The organism is Rathayibacter sp. PhB186, from assembly GCF_003751825.1.
GTDB lineage: Bacteria > Actinomycetota > Actinomycetes > Actinomycetales > Microbacteriaceae > Rathayibacter > Rathayibacter festucae.
Window position 1 is genome coordinate 768,478 of record NZ_RJKO01000001.1, and the last position, 15,556, is coordinate 784,033.

Genomic DNA, 15,556 nt, shown 5'->3' on the forward strand with positions numbered 1-15,556 from the left:
GGAGCGCTCTGGGTACTATGTCCCGACGCGGTGGGAGTCCCCTCCTCCGTGCCCGCGGGTCCCAGGCCCGCCCTCAGCTCCACGCCCCAGCCCCACCAGCCCCAGCCCACAGACGAACGGGAGACGGATGCGCACGACGCGCCCTTCGACGGACCACTCCGCCGCGGACGAGTCGGCGCGCACGCCGCGACCCCACGTCCGGCACGGACGGCAGAAGCGCCACAGCCTGCCGCGGACCCTCGTCAAGGCCGCTGCGACCGTCTCGGGAGTGGGCATCGTCGCCTCGATCTCGATCGTCGCGATCGCCGCGACGCTGCTCGTGCAGTCCGCCCAGCCGTCCGTCAGCCTGCACCCGATCGCGGCGGGCTCCGAGGTCGCGGCCGGCTCGGTCCCCGAGATCGGCGCCCTCGAGGGCGGATTCAACGTCCTCGTCGTCGGCAGCGATTCGCGCCAGGGTCAGGGCGACGCCTACGGTGACCCGGACGAGGAGACCAGCGTCCTCAACGACGTGAACATGCTGATGCACGTCTCGGCCGACCACAGCAACGCGACCGTCGTCAGCTTCCCCCGCGACATGTACGTCGACATCCCGTCCTGCGTCAACGCGGTGACGGGGGAGACCATCCCCGCCCGCTACGACACCAAGATCAACGAGGCGATGGGCAAGGACGTCAGCCTCGGCTGCGTCGCCGGCGTCGCGGAGGAGCTGCTCGGCGTCCGGGTCGACTACGGCGCGGTCGTGCAGTTCAACGGCGTCATCGAGATGTCGAACGCGATCGGCGGAGTCGACGTCTGCGTCGCGACCGAGATCGCGGATCCGTACACCAACACCTACCTCGAGCCCGGCGTGCACTCGCTCGAGGGCATGGCCGCGCTGCAGTTCCTCCGCAGCCGGCACGGCATCGGCGACGGCAGCGACCTGACCCGGATCAGCAACCAGCAGGTCTTCCTCTCCTCGCTGGTCCGCCAGGTCAAGAGCGCCGACACGCTGCTCAACCCGGTCGCGCTCTACGGACTCGCCAAGGCCGCCCTGGGCAACATGACGCTCTCGACCGAGCTCAACAACGTCAATACCCTCGTGCAGATGGGCCTCGCGCTCAAGGACGTCGACATCGCGAACGTCGTGTTCGCGCAGTACCCGACCGGCTCGGTGTCCGGTGGCGTCGTCCCCGACCGCACCGCGGGCGACGTGCTCGCCACCGCCCTGCAGACGGACCAGCCGATCGCCCTCACCGGTGGCACCGGCGCCGGCGCGACGACCTCGGGTGAGCCCGCGGCTCCTGCGGCGACCGAGGCCCCCGCCGCCGGCCCCGCCACGACCGACCCGCTCGCGACCGCGGAGGCGACTCCCGGCGCGACCGCCGCGCCCGGCACGCCCGCGGCCGGCGCACCGGTCGAGCTCCCGGAGGCCATCACCGGCCAGCCCGCCGATCAGCAGACCTGCTCGGTCGGGTTCTTCGGCTGACGCCGGAGGCGGAACCGATGACCGACCCCGTCGTCTCGCGCCGGACAGCGGCCCGTCACGGGCGGCTGCGGCCGCACAGCGGACTCCGGTTCGCCGGGCGGATCCTCGCGGCCTGCGTCGGCGTCGGCGTGCTCAGCACGATCTCGATCGTGGTGATCGCCCTCTCGATGATCGCGGGCAGCGCGCGTCCCTCCGTCGACCTCGGCATCGGCTCGACCGACGCCGGCTCCGCCGTCCCGGAGATCGGCGCGATCGAGGGCGGCGTCAACATCCTGCTCGCGGGCAGCGACAGCGCCGAGGGCTCCGCGGCGGGCGCGTACGGCGACCGCTCCGAGAACCTCAACGACGTCACGATGCTGATGCACATCTCCGAGGACCACTCCACGGTCGAGGTGATCAGCTTCCCCCGCGACATGTACGTGCCGATCCCGTCCTGCACCGACCCGGCGACGGGCACCGTCTCGGACGCGCTCCGCTCCGCCAAGATCAACACCTCGCTGAGCTACGGCGGGCTGGCCTGCACCGTGCAGACCGTGGAGCAGCTCACCGGCCTCGACATCCCCTACGCCGCCCTCATCCAGTTCGACGGCGTCATCGAGATGTCGAACGCGGTGGGTGGGGTCGACGTCTGCGTCGCCACCCCGATCGAGGACGAGTACACCGGCCTGAACCTCACCGCCGGCACGCACACGCTGGTCGGCGCCGAGGCGCTCGCCTTCCTGCGCACCCGGCACGGCGTCGGCGACGGCAGCGACCTCACGCGCATCTCCAGCCAGCAGGTGTACCTGTCGTCGCTGGTGCGCAAGGTGAAGGACGCCTCGACGCTCTCGAACCCCGTCGCCCTCTACGGCCTCGGCAAGGCGGCCGTCTCGAACATGCAGCTCTCCACCTCGCTCGAGAACGTCAACACCCTCGTCTCGATCGGCCTCGCGGTGAAGGACGTGGACCTCGCCAGCGTCGTCTTCGTCCAGTACCCGACCTACATCGACGGCGACGGCGTCTACCCGAGCGAGGAGGCGTCGGCGACGCTGAACGCCGCCCTCCTGGCCGACCAGCCGATCGCCCTCACCGGCACCACCGGCGGCGGCTCGGAGTCGGCCGACGGGTCGACGCCCGCCGCGACCGGCTCGGCGGCTCCCTCGGATCCGGCCACCTCGGACGCGGCCACCTCGGACCCCGCTGCGACCGCGGACCCGGCGACGCCGGCTCCGGGCGAGACCGCCGTCGCCCTCCCGAGCGACGTCACCGGCCAGACCGCCGACCAGCAGACCTGCACCGTCGGCCGCACCCTCGACGAGCAGTAGCGCCGCAGCGCCGGGTGTCACGCCCGGCTCCCGGGTGCGGTTATAGTGGTCGTCGTGCGTTCGCCTGGCGGGCGCTCAGGAGACGTCGCATAGTCCGGTCGAGTGCACCACCCTGCTAAGGTGGAGAACCCTTTATTGGGTTCCGTGGGTTCAAATCCCACCGTCTCCGCACTCCTCGAGAGCCCGCTTCCCCGCGGGCCGATAGCCCTCTGCTCCTCCGGTGCCTGCATCGTCGAGGGTCGTGCAGCACTCGTCTCAGCGCATCTTTCTCGCTCGACCGGCTAGCCTGGCGGGATGTCCAGTGCGATCCTCGAGGCCCTGTCCGCAGCTCCCGCCCGGCGGGACGTCGCGTCGATCCGCGGGGCCCTCGCGGAGGTCTCGATCGGCGACTCGGTACGGGTGCTCGTCCGCTCGCCGCGCTACGGGCTCTACGGCATCGAGGGCGTCGTCCGGCAGGCGGTCGGCGGGGAGCTCGTCGTCGCCGACGTCTTCCTCAACACGGGGACCGAGATCCAGAGCATCGCGCTCGCACCCGAGCCGGAGGCGGGAGCCGACGGGAACCGGTCCGTCGACGGGCTCGCCCACGGAGACCCGGTGCGGGTGACCTTCTCGACGCCGACGATCGGCTCCTTCACCGTGACCGGGCCGCTCACCGCCGGCGGCCGCGACCCCTACCTGCTCGTCGGCAGCTGGATCGTCGCCGAGGACGCGAGCGCCGCCCGCCACGTCGACCGGATCGAGCGGCTCAGCGACGTCGCCCTGCACGTCAAGCACGTCCCCGGGCACCGCTCGGCCGCCGTCGAGGAGTAGCGGGCACGCGGCGCGACAGCGCCGGGCGTCAGGTCTGGCAGCGCGGACACCAGTAGGTGACCCGCAGCTGCAGCTCGTCGTCGCCGAGCTCGCCGCGGCGAATCGCGGTGCCGCAGCGCCGGCACGGCTTGCGGTCGCGGCCGTAGACCCACAGCTGCTGCCCGGGGCGGAGGTTGCCCGTCGTCGTCCGCTCGATGCGCTCGCGGTTGACGGTGATCAGCTTCTTCGCGAGGGCGATGGTGCGGACGAGGTCGCCGCTCTCGCCGACGGGACGCGTGGGCAGCACACCGCGGAGGAAGCAGAGCTCGGCCCGGTAGACGTTGCCGAGCCCGGCCATGATCCGCTGGTCGAGCAGCGCCAGTCCGATCGGCCGCTCCGGGTCGGCGGCGAGGCGCCGCAGTGCCTCGTCCGCGTCCCAGTCCGCACCGAGCAGATCGGGGCCGAGGTAGCCGACGACATCCTCCTCGGCGGCGCGCGGCACGATCTCGAGCAGGCCGAGCTCGAAGCCGACGGCCTGCCACTCGTCCGTCTCGAGCACGATGCGCGCCTGGAAGGCGGGGCGGTGCCACTTCGGCCGGTCGCCGGTCAGCGAGTAGAGGTGCCAGCTGCCCTCCATCTTGAGGTGCGAGTGGATCACCGCGTCGCCGATGCGCATCAGCAGGTGCTTGCCGCGCGGGACGACGGAGTCGATGGTCTCGCCGGTGAGGTCGACCGTCGCGAACTTCGGCACGCGGACGTCGCAGCGGGTCAGCACCTGCCCGTCGAGGGCGTCGGCGAGGTTGTGGGCGGAGCGGTAGACGGTGTCACCCTCGGGCACGGGCGCTCCTCTCGTGGCGGCCGGCGCTCACGCGCGCAGCCTCAGGCCGCGCGGGTTCGCGACGAACCCGGCGGCGGTCAGGGCGTCGCCGAAGGGCGTGCCCAGGGCGAAGACGCCGTCGATCTTCTCGACGGTGAGCTTCTCGACCCCACGGGAGCGGACCAGCTGCGCGAGCGCTCCGGCCGCGTCCGCCAGGACGGTCTCGTCGGCCGAGAAGGTCAGCGCCGTCTTGCCGCCGCGCTCGAGGTAGACGGCGAGCTCGCCGTCGACGACGGCGACCAGAGCGCCCGCCTTGCGACCGGGCCGGTGGCCCTCGCCCTGCGGCCACGGCAGTGCCGCGCCGAACGGGTTCGCCGGGTCGGTCGCGGCCAGCGCGAAGACGGGCCGGGCGCGCTGCTGGGCCTCGTCCTGCGGCGCGAAGGTGCGCAGCCGGTCGACGCTGCCCGCGGTGCCGAACTGCGCGGCGCCGAGCTTCTCGATGAAGTAGCCGCGGCGGGCGCGCCCCTGCTGCTCGAAGCCGCTGAGCACCTTGTAGGCGAGCGCGAAGCCGCCGAGCACACCCTCCGCCTGGACGGAGCCGCGGGTGACGATGCCGTAGCGCTCGAGCAGTGTCTCGCCGAGCGCGTGCCCACGGATCGTCGCGTCCGACTCCGCCAGCGGCACGATCGACCAGCGGCCGCCAGCGGTGGGCGGGCCGACGCGGGTCGCCATGGTGGGCCTGGCGGTCATCCGGCCGCGCGGCGCCCTGGCGCGGGCGGGGGCGCGCGGCTGCCGGTGCGCGCCGCCGGTGGAGCCGACGAGGGTGCGCAGCGGAGCGAGCGTGTCGTTCGTGAGCAGACCCGCCCAGACCAGCTCCCACAGCGCCTCGACCAGCGTCTTGTCGTCGGTGGAGCCGACCGCGTCGGAGAGCTGGCGGAAGAAGTAGCCGCCGCCGGAGCCGAGCACGCCGACGATCTCCTGCTGCAGCTCGCCGAGCGGCACCGCCTCGGCCGCGGGGACGGGCAGCGTGAGACCGGCGGTGTCGGCGAGGTGCAGGCTCACCCAGCCGTCGTTGCCGGGGAGGGTGCCGGCGCCGGCCCAGAGGACCTCGCCGGTGGCGGTCAGCTCGTCGAGCATGGCGGGCGAGTAGTCGCGCACCCGCGCCGGGAGGATCAGCGACTCCCAGGCCGAGGCGGGGATGGGCGCGCCCGCGAGCTGGTCGATGACGGAGGCGACGCCGTCGATGCCGCGCAGCGAGCCGCCGAGGTGCTGCCAGGCCGGCAGGAAGCGGCCGTAGGCAGCGGCGTCGACCGGCTCGACCTCCTTGCGGAGCGCGGCGAGCGAGCGGCTGCGCAGGCGGCGCAGCACCTCGGAGTCGCACCACTCCGAGCCGGTGCCGTTCGGGCGGAACTCGCCCTCGGAGACGCGCCGCTCGCCGGAGAGCCGGCGAAGGGTGCCGTTGACGACCGCGACGCCGAGGCCGAGCCGCTCGGCGACCGCGACGGCGGTGAACGGGCCGTGGGTGCGGGCGTAGCGGGCGACGAGGTCGCCGAGCGGGTCGCGCACCGGGTCGATGAAGGCGACGGGGACGCCGATGGGCAGCGGCACGCCGAGGGCGTCGCGCAGGCGCGAGGCGTCCTCCATCGCGGCGTAGCGCTGCTCGCCCGCGAGACCGACCGGCAGGACGCGCTTGGCGCGGACCAGCTCGGCGACGATCGCCTCGAGCGTCCCGCGCGCGATCGGCGCGGCCTTCGCGACGTCGGCCGACGTCACCGACTCGTCGACCAGCCGCTCGCCGAGCTCGTCGATCGTCAGCGGGCCGAGCAGGCGGAGCAGGTCCGCCGCTCCCTCGAGGCCGCGCAGGCGCCGCTCCGGCTCGACCCGCTGCAGCTCGCGCTCGATCTGCGCCAGGACGAGCGGGTCGAGCAGCTCGCGCAGCTCGGCGCGGCCCAGCAGCTCGCCGAGGAGCGTCGCGTCGACCGAGAGCGCGGCGGCGCGGCGCTCGGCGAGCGGGCTGTCGCCCTCGTACATGAAGGCGGCGACGTAGCCGAACAGCATCGAGCGGGCGAACGGGCTGGCCGTCGGCGTCTCGACCTCGAGGATCTGCAGCTCCCGGCCGTCGAGCCGCGCGGCGAGGCGCAGCAGCGCGGGCAGGTCGTAGACGTCCTGGAGGCACTCGCGCAACGTCTCGAGGATGATCGGGAAGGTCGGGTAGGTGCGGGCCACGTCGAGCAGCTGGGCGGCGCGCTGGCGCTGCTGCCAGAGCGGCGAGCGCTTGCCCGGGTTGTAGCGGGGGAGCAGCAGGGCCCGCGCCGCGCACTCGCGGAACCGGGCGGCGAAGAGCGCGGAGCCGCCGACCTCGCTGGTCACCAGCTGCTCGAGCTCGTCGCGGTCGAAGAGGAAGAGCTCGGCACCGGGCGGCTCGGACTCGGTGTCGGGGATCCGGACGACGATGCCGTCGTCGCCCGCCATCGCGGCGCCGTCGACCCCGTGCCGCTCGCGGACCCGCGCGCCGATGGCGAGGGCCCAGGGGGAGTGCACCTGCATCCCGTAGGGCGAGTGCAGCACCAGACGCCAGTCGCCCAGCTCGTCGCGGAAGCGCTCGAGCACGAGCGTGCGGTCGTCCGGGATGCGGCCGGTGGCCAGCCGCTGCTCGTCGAGGAAGGACAGCAGGTTGTTGGTCGCGTACTCGTCCAGGCCCGCGGCGGTGCAGCGCTCGCGGGCGGTCTCGACCGCGGCGCCGCCGATCTCGCGGGTGAAGGCGCCGATCGCCTCGCCGAGCTCGGCCGGCCGGCCCTGCGAGTCGCCCTTCCAGAACGGCAGGCGTCCCGGCTCGCCGAAGGCGGGCGTGACGATGACGCGGTCGTAGGTGATCTCCTGGATCCGCCAGCTGGTCGCGCCGAGCGCGAAGACGTCGCCGACGCGCGACTCGTAGACCATCTCCTCGTCGAGCTCGCCGACCCGGTTGCCGGTCGAGCCGGGCTCGCCGACCATGAAGACGCCGAACAGCCCGCGGTCGGGGATCGTCCCGCCGCTGGTCACCGCGAGGCGCTGCGCTCCGGGCCGGCCGGTGAGGGTGTTCTCGTCGCGGTCCCAGACGACGCGGGGCCGCAGCTCCGCGAACTGGTCGGAGGGATAGCGGCCGGAGAGCAGGTCGAGCGTCGCCTCGTAGGCCGAGCGCGGCAGGGCGACGAAGGGGGCGCTGCGGCGGACGGTGTCGAACCACTCGTCGACGTCGAGCGACTCCAGTGCCGTGGCGGCGACCGTCTGCTGCGCGAGGATGTCGAGCGGGTTGGCCGGCACCATGATCGCCTCGATCAGGCCGGCGCGCATCCGCTCGGTGGTGACGGCGGAGTGCAGCAGGTCGGCCCGGTGCTTGGGATAGAACGAGCCGCGGGAGACCTCGCCCACCTGGTGGCCGGCCCGGCCGACGCGCTGGAGCGCGCTCGCCACCGACGGCGGGGTCTCGACCTGCACGACGAGGTCGACGGCGCCCATGTCGATGCCGAGCTCGAGGCTCGAGGTGGCGACCACGCAGCGCAGCCGGCCCGACTTGAGGTCGTCCTCGATGATCGCCCGCTGCTCCTTGCTCACCGAGCCGTGGTGCGCACGGGCGAGGAGCGGCTCGTCCTCGGGAGCGGCCTGACCGGTACCGCTGGTCGCTCCGGCGGCGCCCATCGTCGCGGCGGGGCTCCGGCGGGCGGAGGCGCCGACCGCCTCACCGAGCAGCGCCCCGACCGCGACCGGCTCGCCGGCCTCGCGGGCGCGCTCGGCCTCGGCCTCGCGCCGCTCCGCGTAGATCTCGTTGAGCCGGGCCGTCAGCCGCTCGGCCAGCCGCCGCGAGTTCGCGAAGACGATCGACGAGGTGTGCGCGAGCACGCGGTCGACGATCGACTCCTCCACGTGCGGCCAGATCGAGCCGCTCTGCGGGCCGGTGGCGCCCATCGTCGAGCCGTCCTGCGAGGCGGTGGAGCCGAGCTCGGACATGTCCTCGACGGGGACGACGACGCTGAGGTCCCACTGCTTCTCGGAGACCGGGGCGACGATCGTGACGGGGGAGCGGCCGGCCAGGAAGCGCGCGACCTCCTCGCGCGGACGGACCGTGGCCGAGAGCCCGATCCGCTGCACGGGCTTGGGCAGCAGCGCGTCAAGCCGCTCGAGCGAGACCGCGAGGTGCGCGCCGCGCTTGGTGGAGGCGACCGCGTGCACCTCGTCGACGATGACCGTCTCGACCCCGCGAAGCGACTCCCGCGCGGCCGAGGTGAGCATCAGGTAGAGCGACTCGGGGGTGGTGATCAGGATGTCCGGCGGCGTCTTCTGCAGCACCCGGCGCTCGGCCGCGGGGGTGTCTCCGGAGCGGACGCCGACCGTGACCGTCGACGGCGCGCTGCCGATGCCCTCGGCGCTCAGCCGGAGCGCGGTCTGCGTGACGCCGACCAGCGGCGAGCGGAGGTTGCGCTCGACGTCGACGCCGAGCGCCTTCAGCGGCGAGACGTAGAGCACGCGGGTGCGGTGCTGCGGGTCCTCCGGCGGCGGGCCCTGGACGAGCCGGTCGATCGCCCACAGGAACGCCGAGAGCGTCTTGCCCGAGCCGGTCGGAGCGACCACGAGGGCGTGCGCGCCGCTCGAGATCGCCGCCCATGCGCCCTCCTGGGCGGCCGTCGGCGCGGGGAAGGCGCCCTCGAACCAGGCCCGCGTGGCGGGGCTGAAGCGATCGAGGACGTGCGGCATGCGTGAATCCTCCCTGCCACCACCGACATTGCCGTGCGCGGGCCCCGCGGGCGAGCCCTTGACGAGCGGCCGAGGCGGCCGGTGATCGTCGGGGGGCACCGGAGTCAGGCGAAGCCCAGCCGCACGAAGGTGCCGATGTCGGCGAGCTCGGCCTGGCTCACGCCGTGGGCCACGCCCTCGTAGACCCTCGCGTCGAGCGCGGTGTGAGCCGGGAACCACTCCGCCGCCGCCGCGACCAGCTCCGGTGGGATCACGGCGTCGAGCGTGCCGCGCCCCCAGAACACCGGCGGACGCTCCTCGGCGAGGACCTCGTCGGCCGCGTCGCCCTCCGCCAGCGGCACCACGAAGCCCGAGAGGGCCACCGCGAACGCGAACCGGCCGGGGGCTCGCCGCAGCAGCTGCACGGCCAGCGCCGCGCCCTGCGAGAAGCCGAGCAGCCCGACGGGCCCGTCGTGCTCGAGCGCGTCCAGCCAGTCGAGGACGCCCTGTGCCGCCTCCTCGACCGCGACCGGGTCGGCCCGGGGCTGATCCGGATCCAGCGGCACCCGCAGCGGCCACCAGGCGTTGGCGCCGCCGTCCAGGGCCAGTGGCGCCCGGAGCGAGGCGAGCACCGGCTCCAGCGGCAGGTAGGCGCCGAGCGAGAACAGGTCGCCCTCGTGCGAGCCGTAGCCGTGCAGGAGCATCAGGAGGGGCCGCCCGGCCCGGTCCTTCGCGGAGGAGGACCACAGCACTGCGTTCGCGTCGATAGCCATCGGACCATCATCGCCGAGCCCGCCGGATGCGAGCCGAAACCGGACTGACATGAACGTCGGGTAAGAATGGCCCTATGAGCGTGCGTACCCCTGATCCCAACTCCGGGTGGCTGTCCGACGATGAACTCGCCGAGATCCGCCGTCGGCTCCCGCTGCTGTACGTCGAGGCGGTGCCCGTGCGCGTCGACGGACTCGGCCAGGTGACCGAGGTCGGGGTGCTCCTCCGGGCGACCGCCTCGGGGCAGATCACGCGCACCATCGTCTCCGGCCGGGTGATGTACGGCGAGACCCTCCGCGACGCGCTCTTCCGCCACCTCGAGAAGGACCTCGGCCCGATGGCGTTCCCGCTGCTGCCGGCCAGCCCGCTGCCCTTCCACGTCGCCGAGTACTTCCCCATGCCGGGCATGGGCCCCTTCACCGACGACCGGCAGCACGCCGTCTCGCTCGCCTACGTCGTCCCCGTCACCGGCACCTGCGATCCCCGCCAGGACGCCCTCGAGCTGACCTGGATGACCCCCGACGAGGCCTGCTCCGACGCCGTCTCCGCCGAGATGGAGGGCGGGCGCGGCGCGTTGCTGCGGGCAGCGCTCGCATCCGTAGGGAAGCTCCGCTGAAGGAAGGCCCGCAGCGTGCCTTCTCGCGCGCCGCGGGGCGGCGCGCCGCGGTCGGCTCTGGCAGGTGGTCGGGTTCCGTAGAGCGTCCGACGTCCGCCTAGCGGAATTCGCTGGCACGCGAATTCCGCCTCCGGCTCGAAGCGCGCTCTCGCGCCGAGACTAGGGGCGAGGGGCTTCGCATTCGCTGGCACGAGGCAGCCGGCTCCATTGAGTCGTCCCGTGCGGCGCGGGGCGGCGCGCGACATGCTGGCCGAGTAGCGCGGAGCGCGTCTCGAGCGGCGAAGCCGCTTCGCGTCTCGGTGGTGAGGGAGAGGACACGGCGGCGCCGCGTCATGGTGGCCGAGTAGCCCTGCAGGGGCGTATCGAGACCCGCCGTCGCCAGCATGGCGGGTCTGCAGACTCGTCTTTTAGCGATGGTTGATCTCGATACGCCCGCTCCGCGGGCTACTCGATCAGCATGGCTTTCCCATACGGACTTGGTGAACTTTCCTAGGAGACCCGCCGTGACCTGGCAGGCATCGTCCGCGGTCCTCTGGTCTCAGAGGTCTCGGTGCGGGTGGGCCGCGCTTGCGCGCGAGCATCCCGTCGAGAGGTGCGCCTCAAGCGGGCGACCCGTACACAACGAAGGCTGAAGAGCGTTCTCACGTCCTTTTTCGTGCGGAACGGGCGGTTCAGCCTTAGTTGTGCACACCGCTGACGACTGAGAGACGACGAAGGCCGGGACTCCGACCCGCGACTGTGTCGCGGAAGGACTCCCGGCCTTCTTCATGTCTCTTCGTGCAGTCGTCGCGGCAGGCGCACGTCGTCAGACGCTGCGCCCCCGGACCAGCCGCCCCTCACGAGGCGGAGCGGCGATTCGCGTGCCAAGCGAATCGCCGTAGCCGTTCGCAACCCGCTCTGCGGAACGCGACCGTCCACCCAGCCGACCGCGGCGCGCCGCCACGCGGCGCGCAAACAAGCTCAGCCCTGCGCGCGTCGCGCAGGGCGGCGCTCGGCGCCGGTCGGGGCGGAGCTGCTGGAGCCCGAGCCGGTGCTGTAGTACGAGCGCGAGCCGCCCGAGGTGGTCGCTGCGGCGGCGGAGCGGCCGCGGCCGCCACGCTGTCCGCCGCGAGCGGCGCCGTCGGAGCTTCCGCCGGTGCCGCGGCGGGGACGGTCGGAGCCGGCGCCGGCGGGAGCCGCCGAGCGCTCACCGCGTCCGCCGCGGGGGGCGGTGCCGCCGTCGGTGCGTGCGGCGCGCTTGCGCTGCGCGTTGGCGCCCTGCGAGCGGCCGCCCTGCGACTGGCCGCGGACGGGCTCGACGACGGCGGTCGGGGTGACGTACGCCGCGACGTCGCCGACGAGCTTCGACACGGCGGCCGAGTCGGCTGTGACGAGCTGCGGGGTGACCTGGATGGCGGCCTTGCGCAGGAGCGTCTTCACGTCGCCGCGCTGGCTGGGCAGCACGACGGTGACGACGTCGCCCTCGCTGCCGGCGCGGGCGGTGCGGCCCGAGCGGTGCAGGTACGCCTTGTGCTCCATCGGCGGGTCGACGTGGATGACCAGCTCGACGTCGTCGACATGCACACCGCGGGCGGCGACGTCGGTGGCGACGAGCACCTTCACGGTGCCGGCGCCGAAGGCGGCGAGGTTGCGGTCGCGGGCGACCTGCGAGAGGTTGCCGTGCAGGTCGACGGCGGGGATGCCCTGGCCGGTGAGCTGCTTGGCGAGCTTCTTCGCGTGGTGCTTGGTGCGCATGAAGAGGATGCGGCGGCCGGTGCCGGACGCCAGGGTCTTCACGAGGGCGTTCTTGGCGTCGAGGCCGTCGACCTCGAAGACGTGGTGGGTCATCAGCGCGACGGGCGAGTTCGCCTCGTCGACCGAGTGCAGCACCTCGTTCTGCAGGTACTTCTTGACCAGCTTGTCCACGCCGTTGTCGAGCGTGGCCGAGAACAGCAGGCGCTGTCCGCCGCGGGGGGTCTTGTCGAGGATGCGCGTGACGACGGGCAGGAAGCCCAGGTCGGCCATGTGGTCGGCCTCGTCGAGCACGGTGATCTCGACGGCGTCGAGGTTGACGAAGCCCTGCTTCATCAGGTCCTCGAGGCGGCCGGGGCAGGCCACGACGATGTCGACGCCCTGCTTGAGCGCGGCGACCTGGCGCTGCTGCGAGACGCCGCCGAAGATCGTGGTGGTGACGATGCCGTAGGCGTCGGCGAGGGGCTGCATGGCCGCGGTGATCTGCGTGGCGAGCTCGCGGGTCGGCGCGAGGATCAGGCCGAGCGGGCGACCCGGGCGACGGCGGCCGCCGGCGAGCGCGCCGCCGAGACGGGCGACCATCGGGATGGCGAACGCGAGGGTCTTGCCCGAGCCGGTCTTGCCGCGGCCGAGCACGTCGCGGCCGTTCAGGGTGTCGGGGAGCGTGTCCACCTGGATCGGGAAGGGCTCGGTGATGCCGTTCGCGGTCAGGGCGGTGACGAGGGGTGCGGGGACGCCGAGTGCGGCGAAGGTGGGGATGGTCGACATGGATGGTGCCTTTCGGGGCATCATGCCGATCTGACAGCGCAGGCGGTGGCCGGGCGCGGGTGATCGGCTGTTCGGGCGAAGGTGACGGTGGTCACATCCGTTCGCCGTACGAAGCGGTGCGCGCGGCCGGGGGCCTCATGCACGTGAGCCAGATGGTCGGGATCCAGAGGGATCCGCAACGGAAAATGGTCGTTCTACGACGCGGGGGAGCGCAGTCGTCGCGCTCGCACCCTCCCACCCTAGTGGGTGCCGATCCATCCCCGCATGGTCGACTGCACGCGGGAGCCGTCGAGGTCGGCCAGCTTCAGGCCGACGAAGTCCCGCGCCCAGTCCGAGGTCTGCACCCGGAAGGGCGGCTCCGGGTCGCGCAGGGTCTGCAGGATCACGGCGGCGACCTCCGCCGGCTCCTGGGCGTGGCTGGAGGAGAAGGCGGAGGCCGTGCGGTCGAGGTAGGCGCCGAGCGCGCCGGCGTACGGGCCGGCCTCGGCCATCAGAGCGGAGGAGTCGATGCCGACGTTCTCGACGAAGCTGCTGCGGACCGCGCCCGGCTCGATCAGCGAGACGTGCACGCCGACGGCCGCGGCGACGGGCGCGAGGGCCTCGAAGAAGCCCTCGATCGCGAACTTCGCGGCGCAGTAGTCCTCGTTGAAGGGCTGGCCGATCGCGCCGCCGACGCTGGAGACCGTGACGATCCGCCCGCGCGAGGAGCGCAGCAGCGGCAGCGCGGCACGGGTCACGGCGACGGTGCCGAAGAAATTGACCTCCATCACACGGCGCAGCTCGGCCGGGTCCTCGAGCTCGGTGATGCCGACGTGGCCCGCGCCGGCGTTGTTCACCAGGACGTCGAGTCCGCCGTGCACGGACTGGATCCGCTCGAGGCACGCGGTGACGGAGTCGGCGTCGGTGACGTCGAGCCGCTGCACGTCGAGCTCCACCCCGGCCCCGCCGATCGCCTCGCGCAGTCCATCGGCGTGCTCCACGTCGCGGACCGTCGCGACCACCTGCCAGCCCGAGCGGGCGGCCTCGATCGCTGTCGCGCGGCCGATGCCGGTCGAGGTTCCGGTGACGAGGAGAACGGGTCGGGGCATGCTGATTCCTGCTTTCCGGCACGGGAGCGCGCCGCCCGGAGGCTATCGGCGGAGCCTCCGAGAACGGTCAGCATCGAGTACCTATGCCAGTCGAGCAGCCCCGGAGCGGCGGCCCATGCTGGTCGAGTAGCCGCGCAGCGGCGTGTCGAGACCCGGCCTGCTGAGCACGGTGGATCTCGATACGCCCTCTGCGAGGGCTACTCGATCAGCATGTCGGCGCCCCTTCAGCCCTTGTAGCGCTCGCCCACCGGCACCTCGACCGGCAGCGTGTTGCCGGCCTGCGCGAGCGGGCAGGCCCAGGCCGGGTCGTACGCGCAGGAGGGGTTGTAGGCGAAGTTGAAGTCGAGCACGAGCGTCGACGGCGTCGCTCCCGTGCCGAGATCGGCGCCCTTCACGGTGTCGAGCAGGTAGCGCCCGCCGCCGTAGGTGCCGCCCGGCGTCCCGGCCAGCGCGTCCTTGACGGGCACGAAGAGCCCGCCGCCGTAGGAGCCGAGCTTCCAGACGTCCAGTGTCCCTGCGGAGGGGACCTCGACGGTCCCGACCAGCTCGAACGGCACGACGCCGTCCGTCCCGGTCTCCACGTCCATCCGCCGCGCCTCCTCGGCCGGCGCGACCTCGAGCTCGAACCGCCAGGCCGCGTCGTACGGCGCGATCGGCAGCGAGCGGAAGTGCGCCCGGTCGGCGGGCAGCAGGGGAGTGGCGGGGTGGCGGTCGAACAGCGCGTTGCGCGCCCGGATCCACGACGCGTGCGCGGCGAGCAGGTCGACGTTCGAGAGCCTGCGGACCTCGGCGTACATCGCCTGGACGTGGCGGCGCCAGTCGGCGACCTCGATGGCGGAGGCGAGCCGACGCCGCGGCGACACGGCGCCCTCTTCCTCGCTGCCGTCGTCCTCGCCGGAGGGCCAGCGGAAGCGCAGCAGGTCCGCGCGGGACAGCTCGACGGCCTCCTCGGCCGATCCGTCGGGGCTCACGGTGCGTCCTCCCCTCGGGGGCGGGTATCGGCGCCGACGTCGTGACGCCAGGTCGGGGCCAGCGCGCGGATGCGGATCCCGCGCCACTGCCAGAACGCCCACATCGACGGCCAGAGCGCCGGCGAGGCGAGTCCGGCGCTGAACTCCAGCCGGTCGCGGAAGAGCGTGCGCCCGTCCGGGAGCGGCGCGACGGCCATCCGGTGGTCCCACGCGGTGATCAGCCGCAGCGCGCCGGAGAGCGGAGCGCCGTTGTCGCGGAGGATCCGGACGTCGGGCATCGACGGGACGCGGCGGTAGGAGAGGTCGATCTCCTGCGCTCCCATCGGCACGATCCCGAGGGCGTCCATCGCGACGTCGTGCGGCCCGAGGCCCCAGGTCGGCCGGAAGCCGCCCTCGTCCAGGGACGCCGCGGTCAGGAACGGGGACATCACCTCGCGGAACACGGCCGGACTCTGCAGGGCGCGCCAGGCGGAGCCGGGGTCGGTGTCGAGCACGTGCTTGAGCATCACCTTCACGGAGTCCATCC

At 73.2% G+C, this 15,556-nt stretch carries 11 protein-coding genes and 1 tRNA gene; 5 read left to right on the forward strand and 7 right to left on the reverse strand.

The genetic code is table 11. The features are described from left to right. The first annotated feature begins 127 nt into the window (after nucleotides 1-127). From EDF45_RS03585 to EDF45_RS03600, 4 genes are all read left to right on the forward strand, one after another. Nucleotides 128-1,465, forward strand: coding sequence for an LCP family protein (locus EDF45_RS03585; protein WP_123735007.1), 1,338 nt, complete (start codon nucleotides 128-130; stop codon nucleotides 1,463-1,465). A 17-nt stretch (nucleotides 1,466-1,482) separates the two neighbouring features. Then, nucleotides 1,483-2,769, forward strand: a complete 1,287-nt coding sequence (locus EDF45_RS03590) for an LCP family protein (RefSeq protein ID WP_123735008.1) — start codon at nucleotides 1,483-1,485, stop codon at nucleotides 2,767-2,769. Between the two features lie 78 nt (nucleotides 2,770-2,847). Next, nucleotides 2,848-2,938, forward strand: a tRNA-Ser gene (locus EDF45_RS03595). A 125-nt stretch (nucleotides 2,939-3,063) separates the two neighbouring features. Continuing rightward, entirely contained in the window at nucleotides 3,064-3,579 is a 516-nt protein-coding gene (locus EDF45_RS03600) for a hypothetical protein (protein ID WP_123735009.1), read from the forward strand. Nucleotides 3,580-3,607: 28 nt separating this feature from the next. Here the strand turns inward: EDF45_RS03600 and EDF45_RS03605 are convergent, their stop codons facing one another. From EDF45_RS03605 to EDF45_RS03615, 3 genes are all read right to left on the reverse strand, one after another. Continuing rightward, entirely contained in the window at nucleotides 3,608-4,396 is a 789-nt protein-coding gene (locus tag EDF45_RS03605; RefSeq protein ID WP_123735010.1) for a DNA-formamidopyrimidine glycosylase family protein, read from the reverse strand. 27 nt (nucleotides 4,397-4,423) lie between these two features. Continuing rightward, complete coding sequence (locus tag EDF45_RS03610; RefSeq protein WP_123735011.1) at nucleotides 4,424-9,106, reverse strand: ATP-dependent helicase; 4,683 nt, start codon at nucleotides 9,104-9,106, stop codon at nucleotides 4,424-4,426. Between the two features lie 104 nt (nucleotides 9,107-9,210). Continuing rightward, nucleotides 9,211-9,858: an alpha/beta hydrolase gene (locus tag EDF45_RS03615; RefSeq protein ID WP_123735012.1), complete on the reverse strand. Its 648-nt coding sequence runs from the start codon at nucleotides 9,856-9,858 to the stop codon at nucleotides 9,211-9,213. Nucleotides 9,859-9,932: 74 nt separating this feature from the next. Between EDF45_RS03615 and EDF45_RS03620 the strand changes: the two genes are divergently transcribed. Beyond that, on the forward strand, nucleotides 9,933-10,472 hold the full coding sequence (locus tag EDF45_RS03620; protein ID WP_123445016.1) for an NUDIX hydrolase family protein: 540 nt from the start codon (nucleotides 9,933-9,935) through the stop codon (nucleotides 10,470-10,472). Between the two features lie 960 nt (nucleotides 10,473-11,432). Here the strand turns inward: EDF45_RS03620 and EDF45_RS03625 are convergent. From EDF45_RS03625 to EDF45_RS03640, 4 genes are all read right to left on the reverse strand, one after another. Next, complete coding sequence (locus tag EDF45_RS03625; RefSeq protein ID WP_123735013.1) at nucleotides 11,433-12,971, reverse strand: DEAD/DEAH box helicase; 1,539 nt, start codon at nucleotides 12,969-12,971, stop codon at nucleotides 11,433-11,435. 239 nt (nucleotides 12,972-13,210) lie between these two features. Next, nucleotides 13,211-14,059, reverse strand: a complete 849-nt coding sequence (locus tag EDF45_RS03630) for an SDR family oxidoreductase (protein ID WP_123735014.1) — start codon at nucleotides 14,057-14,059, stop codon at nucleotides 13,211-13,213. Nucleotides 14,060-14,283: 224 nt separating this feature from the next. After that, a complete protein-coding gene (locus tag EDF45_RS03635; RefSeq protein WP_123445360.1) occupies nucleotides 14,284-14,856 on the reverse strand; it encodes a DUF1684 domain-containing protein in 573 nt (190 codons plus the stop codon). Between the two features lie 170 nt (nucleotides 14,857-15,026). After that, nucleotides 15,027-15,536 (reverse strand): hypothetical protein, encoded by a 510-nt coding sequence (locus EDF45_RS03640; RefSeq protein ID WP_260312361.1) that lies wholly within the window; start codon nucleotides 15,534-15,536, stop codon nucleotides 15,027-15,029. Between the last annotated feature and the right edge of the window lie 20 nt (nucleotides 15,537-15,556).

Excerpts from the sequence above, each read along its gene's own strand:
- EDF45_RS03585 (WP_123735007.1), top strand. The coding sequence starts at position 128 with ATGCGCACGACGCGCCCTTCGACGGACCACTCCGCCGCGGACGAGTCG.
- EDF45_RS03590 (WP_123735008.1), top strand. The coding sequence starts at position 1,483 with ATGACCGACCCCGTCGTCTCGCGCCGGACAGCGGCCCGTCACGGGCGG.
- EDF45_RS03600 (WP_123735009.1), top strand. The coding sequence starts at position 3,064 with ATGTCCAGTGCGATCCTCGAGGCCCTGTCCGCAGCTCCCGCCCGGCGG.
- EDF45_RS03610 (WP_123735011.1), bottom strand. The coding sequence starts at position 9,106 with ATGCCGCACGTCCTCGATCGCTTCAGCCCCGCCACGCGGGCCTGGTTC.
- EDF45_RS03615 (WP_123735012.1), bottom strand. The coding sequence starts at position 9,858 with ATGGCTATCGACGCGAACGCAGTGCTGTGGTCCTCCTCCGCGAAGGAC.
- EDF45_RS03620 (WP_123445016.1), top strand. The coding sequence starts at position 9,933 with ATGAGCGTGCGTACCCCTGATCCCAACTCCGGGTGGCTGTCCGACGAT.
- EDF45_RS03625 (WP_123735013.1), bottom strand. The coding sequence starts at position 12,971 with ATGTCGACCATCCCCACCTTCGCCGCACTCGGCGTCCCCGCACCCCTC.
- EDF45_RS03630 (WP_123735014.1), bottom strand. The coding sequence starts at position 14,059 with ATGCCCCGACCCGTTCTCCTCGTCACCGGAACCTCGACCGGCATCGGC.
- EDF45_RS03635 (WP_123445360.1), bottom strand. The coding sequence starts at position 14,856 with ATGTACGCCGAGGTCCGCAGGCTCTCGAACGTCGACCTGCTCGCCGCG.
- EDF45_RS03640 (WP_260312361.1), bottom strand. The coding sequence starts at position 15,536 with ATGCTCAAGCACGTGCTCGACACCGACCCCGGCTCCGCCTGGCGCGCC.